The sequence below is a fragment of the Pontibacter amylolyticus genome (genome assembly GCF_014638845.1).
GTDB classification, from domain to species: Bacteria; Bacteroidota; Bacteroidia; order Cytophagales; family Hymenobacteraceae; genus Pontibacter; species Pontibacter amylolyticus.
In genome coordinates, this window is sequence record NZ_BMFP01000005.1 from 252,196 (window position 1) to 267,481 (window position 15,286).

Annotated in this window: 10 protein-coding genes; 5 read left to right on the plus strand and 5 right to left on the minus strand. The window is 53.4% G+C overall.

Annotated elements, in window-relative coordinates; all coding sequences use genetic code 11:
• Positions 1–12: 12 nt before the first annotated feature.
• Together IEV97_RS14030 and IEV97_RS14035 are read left to right on the plus strand one after the other, a co-directional pair.
• Complete coding sequence (locus IEV97_RS14030; RefSeq protein ID WP_188502113.1) at positions 13–1,395, plus strand: HTTM domain-containing protein; 1,383 nt, start codon at positions 13–15, stop codon at positions 1,393–1,395.
• Position 1,396: 1 nt separating this feature from the next.
• Complete coding sequence (locus IEV97_RS14035; RefSeq protein ID WP_188502114.1) at positions 1,397–3,808, plus strand: TonB-dependent receptor; 2,412 nt, start codon at positions 1,397–1,399, stop codon at positions 3,806–3,808.
• A gap of 44 nt (positions 3,809–3,852) precedes the next feature.
• On the opposite strand, the gene yidD is transcribed toward IEV97_RS14035, so the two are convergent.
• The gene (gene yidD / locus IEV97_RS14040) at positions 3,853–4,074 is read right to left on the minus strand and encodes a membrane protein insertion efficiency factor YidD (protein ID WP_188502115.1); all 222 of its coding nucleotides are present in this window, start codon (positions 4,072–4,074) and stop codon (positions 3,853–3,855) included.
• Between the two features lie 97 nt (positions 4,075–4,171).
• Between yidD and IEV97_RS14045 the strand changes: the two genes are divergently transcribed.
• From IEV97_RS14045 to IEV97_RS14055, 3 genes are all read left to right on the plus strand, one after another.
• Positions 4,172–6,499 (plus strand): S46 family peptidase, encoded by a 2,328-nt coding sequence (locus IEV97_RS14045; protein ID WP_188502116.1) that lies wholly within the window; start codon positions 4,172–4,174, stop codon positions 6,497–6,499.
• Positions 6,500–7,059: 560 nt separating this feature from the next.
• Complete coding sequence (locus IEV97_RS14050) at positions 7,060–7,803, plus strand: PorV/PorQ family protein (protein WP_188502117.1); 744 nt, start codon at positions 7,060–7,062, stop codon at positions 7,801–7,803.
• 75 nt (positions 7,804–7,878) lie between these two features.
• Positions 7,879–10,059, plus strand: a complete 2,181-nt coding sequence (locus IEV97_RS14055) for a ComEA family DNA-binding protein (RefSeq protein ID WP_229733949.1) — start codon at positions 7,879–7,881, stop codon at positions 10,057–10,059.
• Here IEV97_RS14055 and sigZ read toward each other — a convergent pair.
• The 4 genes from sigZ to IEV97_RS14075 form a co-directional block, all read right to left on the minus strand.
• On the minus strand, positions 10,056–10,688 hold the full coding sequence (gene sigZ / locus IEV97_RS14060; protein WP_188502118.1) for an RNA polymerase sigma factor SigZ: 633 nt from the start codon (positions 10,686–10,688) through the stop codon (positions 10,056–10,058). The genes IEV97_RS14055 and sigZ overlap by 4 nt on opposite strands.
• A gap of 174 nt (positions 10,689–10,862) precedes the next feature.
• Positions 10,863–11,285 (minus strand): ArsI/CadI family heavy metal resistance metalloenzyme, encoded by a 423-nt coding sequence (locus IEV97_RS14065; RefSeq protein WP_188502119.1) that lies wholly within the window; start codon positions 11,283–11,285, stop codon positions 10,863–10,865.
• Positions 11,286–11,407: 122 nt separating this feature from the next.
• Positions 11,408–13,297, minus strand: a complete 1,890-nt coding sequence (locus tag IEV97_RS14070; RefSeq protein WP_188502120.1) for a DUF3858 domain-containing protein — start codon at positions 13,295–13,297, stop codon at positions 11,408–11,410.
• Positions 13,298–13,324: 27 nt separating this feature from the next.
• Complete coding sequence (locus IEV97_RS14075; RefSeq protein ID WP_188502121.1) at positions 13,325–15,262, minus strand: DUF3857 domain-containing protein; 1,938 nt, start codon at positions 15,260–15,262, stop codon at positions 13,325–13,327.
• Positions 15,263–15,286: the final 24 nt, after the last annotated feature.

The following is a 15,286-nucleotide window of genomic DNA, read 5'->3' on the forward strand; positions in this document are numbered from 1 at the left end:
CAAAGGGAAAGTATGCTCCGAAACCTGACAGCAAGGCTTACAGCTCCTGTTTCTGCCGCTCCGCTGGCAGTTTTCCGCATCATCTTCGGAGGGATGATGCTGGGCAGCATTGTTCGCTTTATAGCCAAAGGCTGGGTGCACGACCTGTATGTGGCGCCCAAGGTATACTTTCCTTTTTATGGATTTGAATGGGTGAAGCCATTAGGCGAAGCTGGCATGTACATCCTGTTTGGTCTAATGGCTTTTTCAGCCTTGGGCATTATGCTGGGGCTCTTTTACCGCTTGTCGGCCGTCCTCTTCTTCCTCAGCTTTACCTACGTCGAGCTGATCGACAAAACCAATTACCTCAATCACTACTACTTTGTCAGCATTGTGGCCCTGCTGATGATCCTGGTGCCAGCGCACTGCCACTTTTCGCTGGATGTGCTGCGCAAACCGCAACTGTGGGTGAGCCAGGTGCCGCGCTGGACCGTGCTGATCTTTCAATTGCAGTTGGGGCTCGTGTACTTTTATGCCGGTGTGGCGAAGCTGAATGCGGACTGGCTGCTGGAGGCAATGCCGCTGCGCTACTGGCTACCGGCCCATACGCACCTGCCGCTCATCGGCCCCTTGCTTGATGAAGTATGGGTGGCCTTCGCTTTCTGCTGGTTCGGCGCGTTCTACGATCTGACTATCCCGTTCTTTTTGAGCTGGCGCAAAAGCCGGCCGCTGGCCTACTGCACAGTAGTGGTGTTTCATGTGCTCACAGCAATGTTGTTCCAGATCGGCATGTTCCCTTACATCATGATGCTGAGCACGCTGGTCTTCTTCTCTCCAGGCTTCCACGAAAAAATACTCTATACCTTACGGGGTATAGCCAGGGTGAAACTACCGGAAAAAGTCGCGCTGGCACCCACCTTCAGACCGGCGCAAGGTATACTGCTGAGCCTGCTGGCGCTGCACTTTACGGTGCAGGTGCTGCTGCCCTGGCGCTTTCTGCTCTACCCCGACAAGCTGTTCTGGACCGAGCAGGGCTACCGCTTTTCGTGGCGCGTGATGCTGATGGAGAAAGCCGGAACCGCCTTCTTTTATGTGCGTGACCCAAGAACCGGGCGCGAGACAGAGATCCATAACCGGGATTACCTGACTGTGAACCAGGAGAAGATGATGGCCACGCAGCCCGACATGCTCCTGCAGTTTGCCCACATCCTGCGCGATGATTTTAAGGCCAGGGGCATACCAAACCCCGAGGTTCGTGCCGAGGCCTATGTCACCATGAACGGCCGGGGGAGCCGGCTACTGATCAACCCGAATTTTAACCTGGCCACTGCTACGGATAGCTTCCGGCACAAGCACTGGATCTTACCTTTTGAAGATAACGCACTGCAGTCAGAAGCTGTGGGGCAGATAAAATAAAATGCGCACTCTACTCTCTATCTTATTTCTACTGGGCAGCCTGCAACATACACTGGCGCAGACCTATACTATTTCCGGTACTATCCTGAATGCCAGCACCAGAGCAGCCGCTCCGGAGGCAGAAGTACTGCTGGTTAACAACGGCAGCATCACAAAAGCCGATGCCAGGGGCAACTTCCAGATTAAGGATCTTCCGGCCGGTACTTATACCTTGACCGCCTACAGCATCGGACTGGGCAGCCAGACGCAGCAGGTTACGATCAGTGACGACGATGTCACTTTGCGATTTGAGTTAAAGCCGCTGGAGGGAAAGCTGCGGGAGGTAAACGTAAAAGGAGAGCGGGAGAAGACCTTTGGCATCACCCGCCTCAACTCTGTGGAAGGTACCGCCATTTATGAGGGAAAGAAGAGCGAGGTCGTAATACTCAATGACATCATTGCCAACAAAGCCACCAACAACAGCCGCCAGGTGTTTGCCAAGGTGGCCGGTCTCAACATCTGGGAAAGCGACGGGGCTGGCCTGCAGCTAGGTATAGGCGGACGTGGCCTGAGTCCGAACCGCACCTCCAACTTCAACACTCGCCAGAACGGCTACGACATTTCGGCTGATGCCCTGGGCTACCCAGAGAGTTACTATACCCCACCCACCGAGGCGTTGGACCGCATTGAGGTAGTGCGCGGCGCGGCCTCCCTGCAGTACGGCACGCAGTTCGGTGGCATGATCAACTTTGTGATGAAAGAGGGGCCGGAAGACAAACCCTTTGAACTGACCAGCCGCCAGACAGCAGGCTCCTGGGGTTTCCTGAACACCTTCAACAGCGTGGGCGGCACCAAAGGAAAGTTTCACTACTACGGCTTCTACCAGTACAAACGCGGTGACGGCTGGCGCGAAAACTCGGGCTTTGACGCCCACACCGCCTTCGGTTCCGTGCACTACAAACCGAACAGCAGGCTGGAGCTGGGCCTCAACTATACCTACATGGACTACCTGGCACAGCAACCGGGCGGTCTGACAGATGCAGCCTTCAACCAGAATGCGCGCCAGTCGGTGCGTGACCGCAACTGGTTTAAAGTGAAATGGAACCTGCTGGCACTGACCATGGACTACCGCTTGAGCGAGCGCACGAAGATCAATGTGCGCAACTTCGGCCTGCTGGCACAGCGCGACGCCCTGGGTTTCATGGGCAAAGTCAATCGTCCGGACGACCCCACACAACCCCGTCTGCTGCTGCAAGACCAGTTTAACAACTTCGGCAATGAGACACGCCTGATTCACCGCTATGACCTGGGCAAAACTTTCTCTACTTTACTGGTAGGAGCCCGCTACTACCGTGGCCTCACCGACCAACAGCAAGGTGACGGCTCTATCGGCTCAGACGCCGACTTCCGGTTTTACTCTGAAACCGGTGCCCCCAATGCCTCCAGCTACGATTACCTAAGCCGCAACGCAGCCCTGTTTGCCGAGAACATCTTTAACATCACCTCGAAGTTCAGTGTAACGCCAGGTATACGCTACGAGTGGATCAACACCAATGCCAAAGGAAGCTACCGCAACGTGATGGCTGACCAGGCGGGCAATATCATCTATGATGCCGAAGTGCCGGAGGAGCGCAAGAACTCGCGCAATGTGCTACTGCTGGGCGTCGGCCTGAGCTATAAACCTACGGAGCAGATGGAGGTATACGGCAACTTTTCGCAGAACTACCGGGCCATCAACTTCAACGACATGCGTGTGATCAACCCGAACCAGTTTGTGGACCAGAACCTGAAAGACGAGTCCGGTTACAGCGCCGACCTGGGCTTCAGAGGCAATGTAAGCGGGGTTTTGAACTACGATGCCAGCATCTTCTACCTGGCTTACCAGGACCGCATCAACTTCCAGAGTATTCCGGGTACCACCAACCGCATCCGGACCAATGTGGGTGACTCACGCAACCTCGGGCTGGAGACCTTTGTAGAGGCGGACCTGCTCAAGCTATACTATGGCAAAGATCATCCGACCAGCCTTTCCGCGTTTTCCAATATCACATTTGTCAACACCAGGTATAGCAGCCAGCTAGCAGACATTGATGGGAAAGAAGTAGAACTGGCTCCGGCTGTTATCGCCAAGGTGGGCCTTTCTTTTAAGCGTAACAATTTTAAATTAGCTTACCAGTATGCCTACACGGCAGAGCAGTATACCGATGCGCCAAACTCTGTGCTGGAGCCGACTGCTGTGGTGGGTGTGATTCCTGCTTATTGGGTAATGGATCTCTCAGGCAGCTATACCTACAAACGCTTCACATTGGAGTCCGGTATAAACAACCTGACTGACAACCGCTACTTCACGCGCCGTGCCACAGGTTATCCCGGGCCGGGCATCATCCCATCAGATGCCCGTAATTATTACGTAACGCTGCAGTTCCAGCTGTAGAAGTTACCCTCTTAAAATGTCAACATACAAAATTCTGAATCAGACTACGGCACCGGGTCATACCCGCTCCCACCCCACGGATGGCAGCGCCCGATCCGCTTGAGCGCCATCCAACCGCCTTTGAAAGGGCCATACTTGTTCACCGCTCCCACAGCGTAGGTCGAGCAGGATGGGGTATAGCGGCAGGTGGCGGGCTTCAGGGGCGAGATCATGTTGCGGTATACCCAGAGAAGCGCGAGCAGTAGTTTTTTGAAAAGCCAGGTCATGGTACGGTTTTGCTGTGTTTTAATTTACCGAACAACTGTTAGCAAATGCATTTTTTAGGTAAATTTGTCACAGTTTAACTAATCTAAACAAAATTTCATGTTAAAGAGAATCCTTTCACTCCTTCTTTTAGTCTCGCTTTGCGTGCCCTTCGCAAAAGCCGACGAAGGCATGTGGCTGCCGATGCTGATCAAGCGCCTCAACCACGCAGACATGCAGAAAAAAGGCCTGCAGCTGACTGCCGAAGAAATCTACAATGTGAACAACTCCAGCCTGAAAGACGCCATCGTGCAGTTCGGCGGCTTCTGTACGGGTGAGTTCATCTCGGCTGAAGGCCTCTTGCTGACGAACCACCACTGCGGTTACGGCCAGATACAGTCGCACTCCACTCCTGAGAAAGACTACCTGACTAACGGCTTCTGGGCCGCGGATCGCAAGCAGGAGCTTCCAAACGAAGGCCTGTTCGTGGACATCCTGGTGCGCATGGACGACGTGACAGCAAAAGTGCTGGAAGGTATCGACAAAAACACACCGGAGAAAGAGCGTCTGCAGCTTGCTTCGCAGCGTGCGCAGGCCATTGCCAAAGAAGCCAGTGAAAATGACCGCTACGTATCTTATGTGCGCGATTTCTTCAACGGCAACGAATACTACCTGTTCGTGTATGAGCGCTTCACAGACGTGCGTCTGGTAGGCACACCTCCATCTGCCGTAGGCAAGTTCGGTGGCGACACCGACAACTGGATGTGGCCACGCCACACCGGCGACTTCGCCATGTTCCGCGTATACATGGCGCCGGACGGCAAGCCAGCCAATTATGCTGCCACCAACGTGCCTTACAAGCCTAAGCACCACCTGCCTATCAACATTGGTGGTGTGGAGCAGGACGACTTCGCGATGGTATTCGGTTTCCCGGGCCGCACCAAGCGTTTCATGACCTCCGAAGGCCTAAAACTGGACGTGAACCAGCTGAACGAGTCCCGCATTAAGCTGCGCGAGCAGAAGCTCGACATCTGGAAAGAAGAGATGGACAAGAGCGATGCCGTGCGCATTCAGTACGCCTCGAAGCATGCCTCTACCGCCAACTACTACAAATACTCGATCGGTCAGAATGAAGGCATCAAGCGCATGAAGACCGTGGAAGGCAAGCAGGCTGACGAGAAGAAATTCCAGGCCTGGGCCGATGCCAATCCAGAGCGCAAAGCCCTTTACGGCTCTTCATTGAAAGAAATGAACGAGGCTTATGCTGAGATTGAGAAGTACAACCTGGCCAGCGTATACCTGAACGAAGCGGTGCTGGGCACGGAAGCGCTTCTGTTCGCATACCGTATGTCAGCCCTTAATAATGCGCTGAAGGCTGGCAACGCCGAAGCTGCTAAGAAAGCTGCGGAAGACCTGAAGCCAAGAGCGGAAGCCTTCTTCAAAGACTACTACATGCCGGCAGACAAAAAAGTATTTGCCGCCATGATGAAAGCCTACCACCAAGACATCGCCAAAGACCAGCAGCCGGACGCTTTCAAGCAACTGGTAGCCAAGTACAAAGGCGACTTCAACAAAATGGCCGACTATGTGTATGGCAACTCGTTTGTGGTGAACAAGCAGAAGACAGAGCAATTCCTGAACAACCCAACTCAGAAGCAACTGGCTAATGATCCGGCATTCGCTTTGGTGAACTCCATTATCGAGCACTACCAGGCAAACATCTCTCCTAAACTTGCTGAGAGCAACGCGAAGCTGGCCCGTGCGAACCGCCTATACACAGCTGGTCTGCGTGAGATGAACCCGGACAAGGTATACTACCCGGATGCAAACTCAACCATCCGCCTGAGCTATGGTTCTGTGAAGAATTACAAGCCTGCTGATGGCGTGACCTACGACGTGATCACGACGCTGGAAGGTGTGATGCAGAAGGAAGACCCAAGCAACGAAGAGTTCATCGTGCCTGCTAAACTGAAGCAACTGTACGAAGCGAAAGACTATGGCCGCTATGCCAACAAGGACGGCGAGCTGATCGTGAACTTCATCACCGACAACGACATCACAGGTGGTAACTCAGGTTCTCCGGTGATCAACGGCAACGGTGAGCTGATCGGCCTGGCCTTCGACGGCAACTGGGAAGCCATGACAGGTGACCTCGTGTACGATCCGGACTACAAGCGTTGCATCAACGTGAGCGCCAACTACGTGCTGTTCATGGTGGACAAATACGCCGGCGCCACTAACCTGATCAACGAGATGACCATAGTCGACACCAACAGCCCAGGCCCTGCCGAAGCTGGCGCTGCGACCGCTGCCACTGCGGACAACGCAACTGAGTTGCTGGATGCTGCCGTGGAGCAGGCAGAAGCTGAACTGGCAGCTGGCAAGAAGTCAGTGAAGATCCAGAAGAAAGACGGCAAGAGAAGAGCAAAAGTAGAGGTAAAAAACTAAGCTGGAGCTTAATGCCAATAGCAAAGGCGCTGGGGAAATTCCTCAGCGCCTTTTTGTTTTGTCTGAATCTTTAGATAGGGACCTGCCCAAAGGTTTGACAGGATTCTTGGATTTTCAGAATCGATATGTGCTTGGAGGGAAAAATCACCACTCACGACCATCGCCTTCAGGTTATTATGTCATTTCGACCCTTGGGAGAAATCCGAAGCCGTGTATAAACCTTGAAGTAACCTTAAAGCTCTTTCGGATCTCCAGATCCGAAAGCAGACTGGTGGGGATGTCCACATCCCTGTGTATACCAGAATCGTTCCCCTCTACTATTTGTCATCCTGTAAGGATCTTAGTTGCAAGTGGCATAAGCTTAACTCCCGAGGGATAGCCCTCTTCCTGATTTCGATATCCTGATCGACACAAATACAACCCTCCTTCTAGCCCCTCGTACATAGCACTTTAGCTATAAAAAACGACCGGATGGGATAACGCTACTTCTACGAAACAAACTTATTTTCTCGCTTCTATACCTTCTGCCTTGCCTCGCAAAGGCGCAGGCCGATGTGCCTGTGGGTGCAAGGGCCGCTGCGCTGGGCAATGCCTCTGTCACGTTGCCCGACCTTTGGGCGCTCAACAACAACGTGGCAGGTATAGCCAGCCTGGAGAAAGCGCAAGTGGGTGCCTATGCTGAAAATCGTTTTGGCGTCCGGGCATTTTCCACTATGGCGTTACTGGCGGTATACCCCACTGCCAGGTATGGCAATTACGGATTGAGCTTGAGTCGCTTCGGCGATGAGTTGTTCAGTCAGCAGCACGTGGGGTTAGGTATAGGTCACAAACTCGGGCAGTTCAGCCTGGGCGGTAAAGTGGATCTGTGGCAGGTGGCGGCAGAAGGGTACGGCAGTCGCAAGGCGGTGGCGCTGTCGGTGGGCGGTCAGGCGGAGATAGTGCCAGGCTTCTTCTTTGGCGCTTATGCCTATAACATCAACCAGGCCAAGCTAGCCACCTTCGACGATGAGCGGCTGCCAACCATTATGAAAGCCGGGCTCGGCTACCGGCCTTACCAGAAACTTCTCCTACTGGCCGAAACCGAAAAGCACATCAGTTACCCGGCCAACTTTAAGGCAGGTATAGAATACCAGCTATTGCAGGAAAAAGTGGCCCTGCGCTCCGGTTTCAGCACACTCACCAACCGCGCTACCTTCGGGCTTGGTTTCCGGGCAAGGCAACTCTTTGCCGACTACGCCTTCGGCTCCACCACCTTGCTGGGCCAAAGCCATCATTTGTCGCTTTCCTATACCTTCCCAAAGTGACGTTATATGAAGCAAGGTATAGCGACAGACTTCAGGTATAATATGCATCGCTTGCACCTGCGGCTTGCTAGCGGAATGAAATGGATAGCTACAGTTCCTGGAGATGGCCTTCAAGATGAACCACGTATTCAAGCTGGTGTAAAACAAGGTATAGCAGCAAACTTTATTAAACGAAGTATAGCGACCTTCTTCCTGCTGCTTTGCTCTTGTCTGCCGCTGCAGGGACAGGACTATCCGCGCCAGACCTTCGACTTCGACCTGTTTGTGCAGGAGCTTTTCGCGCAGCAGGAAGATGAGAACGTGCCTTACGAAGACTTCTACGAAACGCTTTTCCAGTACTTTCAGCGCCCCATCGACCTCAACCGCACCACGCCTGAGGAACTGGCCTCGCTCTACATCCTATCACGTCCGCAGATTGCCTCCTTCTTCCGGCACATCCGGGAAAACGGTCCGTTGCTGAGCATTTACGAGCTGCAGGCTATACCTGATTTCGACCTGATGACCATCTACAAGCTCGTCTATTTTGTGCGGGTTGACGATGCGGGCCTTAATGCCGACCAGCGTCCGCTCTGGCAGCGCATTGTGGGCGAAGACAACAATGCCTTGCTCCTGCGTTACGAGCGCACCCTGCAGGAGCGCCGCGGCTATACCTCCGTCGACACCACCAGCCGTTCAACCACCCGCTACCTCGGCTCGCCAGACAAAGTACTCATGCGCTACCGCGTGAGCCACACCCGCGACTACAGCCTGGGCTTTACCGCCGAGAAGGACGCTGGCGAACAGTTCACCTGGGACCCCGGCACCCGCCGCTACGGCTTCGACTTTTACTCAGCGCACCTGCAGCTCTACAATAAAGGGAAGTTCAAGACGATTGCCCTCGGCGATTACCAACTGCAGTTCGGGCAGGGTTTGCTGCTCTCGTCTGGCTACACCGTTGGCAAGGGAAGCGAAACCATTACCACTGTGAGTCGGCCGAACGTAGGGATCAGGCCTTACAGTTCGGTGCTGGAGCACGCCTTTTACCGTGGTGCGGCGGCCACCTATACCTTGGGCCGTGTGGATGTGACGGGTTTTTACTCAAGTAAACGGGTAGATGCCAACCTGCAAGCGCAACTCGACACGGTGGAAAATTTCGATGATTTCTTCACAGGTATACAGACCACTGGCTTCCACCGCACGCCCACCGAACTGGCCAACCGGAAACGGGTGCAGGAACAGATTGTCGGCGGCAACGCTACCTACCAAAATCGGAACCGCACCTTGCTGGCAGGTATAACGGCCATGGCGACCACCTACAGTTCGCCGATTCAGAAAGCGGGCCTGCCCTATCAGCGCTTCGAGTTTGGCGGCACGAGCAATTACAACCTTGGTACCCACTACGCCTATACCTGGCAGAACGTCTACCTGTTCGGCGAAACAGCCCTCTCCAAAAGCGGCGGTCTTGGCACCGTCAACGGACTGACCGCCAACCTCTCCAACAAAGTGGAACTGGCCATGCTCTACCGCTATTACGCCCGCGATTTCCATACCTTCTATGGCAATGGCTTTGGCGAGGGCACCCGCAACATCAACGAACAGGGATTTTACACCGGAATCAAGATCAAGCCTTTCCCGAAGTGGGAGCTCACGGCTTACTACGACCGTTTTCGCTTTCCGTGGTTGCGCTACCGCGTGGATGCTCCTTCGCAGGGCGACGAGTACATGCTGCGGCTTTACTTCCGCCCCAATCGCCAGAGCTCACTCTACGCTCAGTTCCGCGCCGAGAGCAAGGGCCGCAACGTAGCAGACATCAGCACCAGCATCGACTACGTGGGGCAGGCGAACCGCAAGAACTACCTCTTGTATTATGAATTCACACCGACTCCCGTGGTCAACCTTCGCTCCCGGGTACAGTTCAGCAGTTTTGAGTTGGAGTCGCCGCAAACCACGGGGTACTTTATCTCGCAGGATATTAACTTCAATTTCAACAAAATCCGGCTGAGCACCCGCTACGCCATTTTTGACACCGACGACTACGAAACCCGCCAGTATGCTTTCGAGCGGGACGTGCTCTATGCCTTCTCTATACCTGCCTTCAGTGGCAGAGGCACGCGTACCTACGCCCTGTTGCAGTTCCGGCCGATGCGCCGCCTGGATGTGTGGGTGAAATACGCCCTGACGCACTATCGCGATCAACGCACCATTGGGTCAGGACTGGAGACAATCGAAGGGCCGAGAAGGTCGGATATCCGGGTGCAAACCAGGTATAGGTTTTAACTCTCGCTGCCCTTCAACTGTACCTGCAGCGGCCTGCAACTCTCTTTTGCAGCAGCACTCACCAAAGCACCTTTCCGGTCGAGTTCCAGATGGCAGCATTCCAAAAACAGTGCTTTCAGTTTCTCCCGGCCACGCTGCACCCGCGACTTGGCTCCGGAGTAGGACATCCCCAATCGTTCGGCGATTTCTTTCTGGCTGATGCCTTCTATCTCGCTGAGGCGCAGCGGTTCGGCATACTCCGGGGGCAGCATGTTGATGAGTGGTAGCACGAGGTTTTCAGAATCCTGGTGCTCTGGGTCCTGCTGCAGTTTCTCTTCCAATTTACTTTCATCTTCTACCGGCAGATGACGGTCCTGCTCACGGTAGTAATCATACACCGCGTTGCGGGCAATCTGGTAGAGCCATGCGTTTAGGTTGCGTACTTCCTGCAGCTGCTCGCAGTTTTTGTAGAGCTTCACATAGAGCTGCTGCAGTATATCGTTTGTCTCGTCACGGTCTTTTATCCGGTTTTGCACAAAACCTCTCAACCTGTTTTCGTATTCGAGGTAAATGGGCGCGACGGCGGCGCAGGTATCCACTGTGGTGATGGCAGTGTCAGCCGAACAGGTATGGCAGCTTTTGTTTTCCATGGCCATTGGTCTTTAACTGAAATAAATTAGCAAAACGGCACATTAATTTACGAAGAAAAACCTAAAACCAAGCTCGTATAAGCCTACTCGTTTTCAATCGAATATAAGAGCCTCGGTCGGGCAGGTATAGCGCTATACCTGCCCGACCGAGGCTCTCCATGGTTTTATCTTGTACTAAATGGCAGTTGCTTCGTTGGTCGGGATTGTGCGGGCATTTGCTCCTTCGCCGTAAACGGTCGATTCGCCGAAGGTATAGAAGGCTTCCCAGTCCACTCCCTGCGGGTCCGTAATCCACGACTTCTCTGACTTAGCATAGCAGCAGGTGCATTTCCCCTCTTCCCTGATGGCGCCCTTGGCACGCTTCAGGCGACCGTACACTTCTGCCAGTTCTTCTTCACTTTCGGCCTGTATACCCAGGTGCTCTATACCTGCATTCTCCGGGTGCAGCGAAATGGCGAAGTTGATGCGCGGGTCTTCCAGCATCCATTTGGCGTAGTCTTCTTTTACAACTGTGGGTTTTGCCCCGAACAAAGCGGTGTAAAAGGCAAGGGATTCGTGCAGGCTTTTAACGCGCACATTTACGTGAAATCTTTTCATGACTTTGACTTTTTAAGGTGATTCTGATCTTGTTTCACCCTGATGACGGCGGGAGCCCTGAAAAGACGCAGCCCCACCGAAAAAATTTTCGGTGGGGCTGCGCACAAGTTTGCTCGAGTAATTTATTGTATGCTCTTCACGAACACCACCTGCTGCTGATCTGCTTTGTACACATCGTTCATGAATGCGACCATGGCAGCGTATACCTCGGGTTTGTAGCGGCCTTTTTCCATCTGCAGTGTTCTGACGTAGGTAACCTGGCGCCCGTCAATCGTTACTTTTGACTCGAACTTCCCGAACGGAGTGCTGAAGGAAAGGTCGTTTGGCTTAAACTCCAGCGCAAAACCGGCGGGCATCTCATAGACGATCGTGTCTACGTTGGTGTAAGCATTGGAGCGCACCACTTCATACTTCCGCTTGCCACTGTTTTGGGGCACCGTGTTCCAACGGTTCATCAAATTAGGATTCAGGAACATGCGCTTTCCGCTTACCGTAACGAATTGCCGCAGGCTGAGCTCCAGCTTTTCATTTACTTCCGGCATGCGCCCTTTTTTCAGGTCAAAGGAAAAACTCTTCAGTTCGAAGGCCGGGATACTGATGTTGCGGTACAGCCACTTGCGTTGCTCTTCAGGCGAAAGATTATGGATAGCGTCACGGTGATCTTCGTGTTCTATACCGGTATACCTTGTCTGTACCTGCGCCACAGCATTTCCGCTTTCGTCCAGCTTCACAGTAGCCAGGCGGCTCTGCACGTTATCTTTGGCGGTGTACTTCTGCGTTTTCACCAGTTTGCCGCCTCCGGATGTGATAAGCAAGGCATGACGATCGCCTGTAAAACTGCCTGAGAAACCCGCTGACTCAAACTGACTCGTACACTCCAGCCAGAGCGTGTCCTGCTTCATGGGCACACTCAGTATGACGTGGTTAAACTGACTGCTGGGGAAATCAGCAAGCACATCATGTTCGTCGCTTCCGCCGTTCACGAGGGCATAGATAGAAGGAATGCCGACCGCCTGTAGCATGGCTTTGGTGTAGTTGGTGAGTGCCTTACAGTCGCCGTAGCCTTTGGAGTCTACAAAGCTGGCCTCAAATGGCTGCCACCCACCCAGCCCCAGCTGTATGGACACATAGCGTGTGTTCGATTGCAGGTACTCGTATACCTTGTTGATTTTCTCCACCGGGTCCTCAATTCCGGCCACCATCGCCTGCAGTTTGGCTTTTGTGGCTTCAGGCAAGGCGTCGCGCCCCTCGTTCAGTTGGTTGATCCATTTTCCGTAGGCCTCCCAGGTATCCATGCTGCCCTTATAGCCCTGCACTTCAAAGTCGGATGGAGCAGTGCGTACCATCGGCAGTAACTCAAGCATGCTGGGCGCATAAGGCTCAATTTCCACCGGGGTCAGGTTGGCGATCTCCCAGTTATACACATCATGCGTTGCCGTGGCCGTTTGCTTCACACCCTTAGCCAGGTTGCTTTCGCGGTAGCGCAGCTTCATTCCCTTTGGCATCAAAACCTGAAAAGTGGCCCTGGCAACGGAGGTTTTGCTGCTGTTGAGCGGCACCCATCTGGGGTAGAAGAGCATGTTGCTGGTCGTGGTCTGGTACTCAAACTCCACTTTGTATGGGTACACCCGGTGGGTCAGTTCAGCGATCATGACGCGGTTGTCCAGCACTTCATTGTCAGCGCTCGATGCACTCACATTCCGTATCTCGCTGTTCTTCAGGCTCTTGATCTTCTTCCCGTTCTGATCGTAAATGGTGCCCTTGATGAAGTCGACCTTGTTCAGCTTGTCGTGGTGCACATACAGTTTGGCGTGGTCGTTCCCGTCTTCGTTGTAGATGGTAACGACCCGCTTGACATAAGTCGTGCCTTTGCTGAGCGAGTGCACCGTAAATACTTTTTCTTCCTGATCGATGATGGCATTGGCGCCCTTCAGCAGGTCGGGGTTAGCGCCCAGCACCGGAGTTGCCGCCCAAAGCACCATAATCAGCAGTGTGTACAAGTTTTTTCTCATGATGATCGTAGTCAGAGCTTCCTGTGGTTATTTTCGTTTCAGTACAATCTGCTCGGCATGCTTCGCTACAATGCGCGCATACAGCTCCTTCAGTTGTGGGTACTCGGCCGCGTAGTAAATAGGCTTCGAAATATCAATCTTGCTGAGCACTTCCACCACATTGCCCTGCTTCTCTACCATGTATAGGAAGCTTCCGCTCTGGTTGGGAAGGCTTACCTTTACGTTCTGAGGGGCATCATCCAGCTCGTAGTTGTCCGGTATGGTGAAACGGCAGACAAACGTCTCGCTGATTGGGAAAGCGAAGTCTACCGGGTAAGCGCGCTCCTCTAGCTTAAAGGGGTTTTCGCTCTCTCCCTGTCCCAGCATCGGGTTCAGGTAAATCATATCCAGGGCCTGTCCGTTGCCTGTAGCCGATATCTTGTAGTTGAGCTCAAGGGAACTGTCCAGTTCTTTCAGGTTTTTGAAGATGGGATTGCTGAACTTATAGGACCCAATCTCTTTGTTCAGTTTCTCTGTATAACTGGACTCGCCCTCTTCTTTCACTTCCTTGCGCAGGTATAGGGCTCTGTATCCGCTACTAACTTCCGTCGCGTCGCCTTCCATTTTTCCGTTCTCATGGATGGTGAGGTTACCGGTGTATACTCGCTGGTATTTGTCCGATGGCTTCAGCGCTATCCATTGGTCGGTTCCGGACTTGATCAGGCGTCCTTCGCCGTTAAGGCTGCGCGTGGGCAGCATGCCTGCCGGAAGCAGCGGATCCGTGGCATCCAGGAGAACCGATTTGCCACCCAGGTTAACGTGTGCGATCACGTAGTTAAACTTGTTGAGCATGGGTGTGCCTTTGTATACCTTGCCATGCTCTCGTGTGCTTACCAGCACCGGATCTGCGTCTAATCCAGCTTCCTGGAGCATGGCCGTGAGCAGCAGGTTCACCTCGGCGGCGCTACCCGTTTTGCTGTCGAAGGCTTTGCGCAGGGTGCCGGTCGTGTAGATGCCATACTTCCCGTTCCACTTCATTTGTTGCTGCACCAACTCGTAAATTGCCTTCATCTGCTGCTCGGGCGCAGTAAATTTTACTGTGACGGCGGCAATATCTCCTTTGAAAAAACCTTTCCGGTTAAGCTGGCTGCCAAAGCGCTCCTGTCGCAACAGGTCTTTTATCACCTCGTTCCATTCTCCCGTCATCACTTTAGACTCCTCTCCTGGCACATGCAGCATCTGCAGCTCAAACTCAATGCGGGCCTGGTAGTCGGTCAGGGTGGTGATGTAACGCTCCGGACGCAGCGCCGGCAGGTCTACCATCACCCAGCGGTACCCGTCTCTGTTCACATCGTAGTTGTCTTTGGGTTCGTAGACCTTGTGGTAGCCATGCTGCAGGGTTTTGTAGTCGAAGTACTGCGGTATTTTAACCCTGTATTCGCTCCACACGGTAGGTATGGTACTCTGAAATTCCCAATCGCGCAGGTTGTAAATAAAGTCCGAGTTGACGGTGTAGGTATACTCGATCACAGAGCCTTCTTTTACATTCGGCATCGTGAACTTTTTAGTCTGCCGGTACTCCGACTGCCGCTCTTCAAATACAGCGCCCGGCTCCAGTTTATCTTTTGTAATCTTGCCATCCTCCAGGTTGTAGGTATAGCCTTTAATGCCGGTGATGGTCTCCTTGCTGCTGCCGTTCTGGTACATCGGCACTTCTACGTTTGCCCAGGTATAGCCCGTCTTTTTCAGGATCTTGATGCGCGTGCGACGCTCTGTGATGAGCTTCACGTCTCCGTTCAACCGGAAATGCGACACCGCAAAGTCAGACAGGACGACGGCTGCCGCACTGGTATCCTTGTCATACGTTCGCATTCGGAGCTCCTCCTCCTGCACTTTTCCATACTTGTAAGGGCCGGACTGGGAGAAGGCCCCCAGAGCCGAGAGACAAAGAATCGGAATTAAAATAAGGGTATGTTTCGCTTTCATGAAAGGTAGGGAAATGCACACGCC

Bases quoted from the DNA above. Each gene is read 5' to 3' on its own strand.
- IEV97_RS14030 (WP_188502113.1), top strand. From the start codon at position 13: ATGCTCCGAAACCTGACAGCAAGGCTTACAGCTCCTGTTTCTGCCGCT.
- IEV97_RS14035 (WP_188502114.1), top strand. From the start codon at position 1,397: ATGCGCACTCTACTCTCTATCTTATTTCTACTGGGCAGCCTGCAACAT.
- yidD (WP_188502115.1), bottom strand. From the start codon at position 4,074: ATGACCTGGCTTTTCAAAAAACTACTGCTCGCGCTTCTCTGGGTATAC.
- IEV97_RS14045 (WP_188502116.1), top strand. From the start codon at position 4,172: ATGTTAAAGAGAATCCTTTCACTCCTTCTTTTAGTCTCGCTTTGCGTG.
- IEV97_RS14055 (WP_229733949.1), top strand. From the start codon at position 7,879: ATGAAATGGATAGCTACAGTTCCTGGAGATGGCCTTCAAGATGAACCA.
- sigZ (WP_188502118.1), bottom strand. From the start codon at position 10,688: ATGGAAAACAAAAGCTGCCATACCTGTTCGGCTGACACTGCCATCACC.
- IEV97_RS14065 (WP_188502119.1), bottom strand. From the start codon at position 11,285: ATGAAAAGATTTCACGTAAATGTGCGCGTTAAAAGCCTGCACGAATCC.
- IEV97_RS14070 (WP_188502120.1), bottom strand. From the start codon at position 13,297: ATGAGAAAAAACTTGTACACACTGCTGATTATGGTGCTTTGGGCGGCA.
- IEV97_RS14075 (WP_188502121.1), bottom strand. From the start codon at position 15,262: ATGAAAGCGAAACATACCCTTATTTTAATTCCGATTCTTTGTCTCTCG.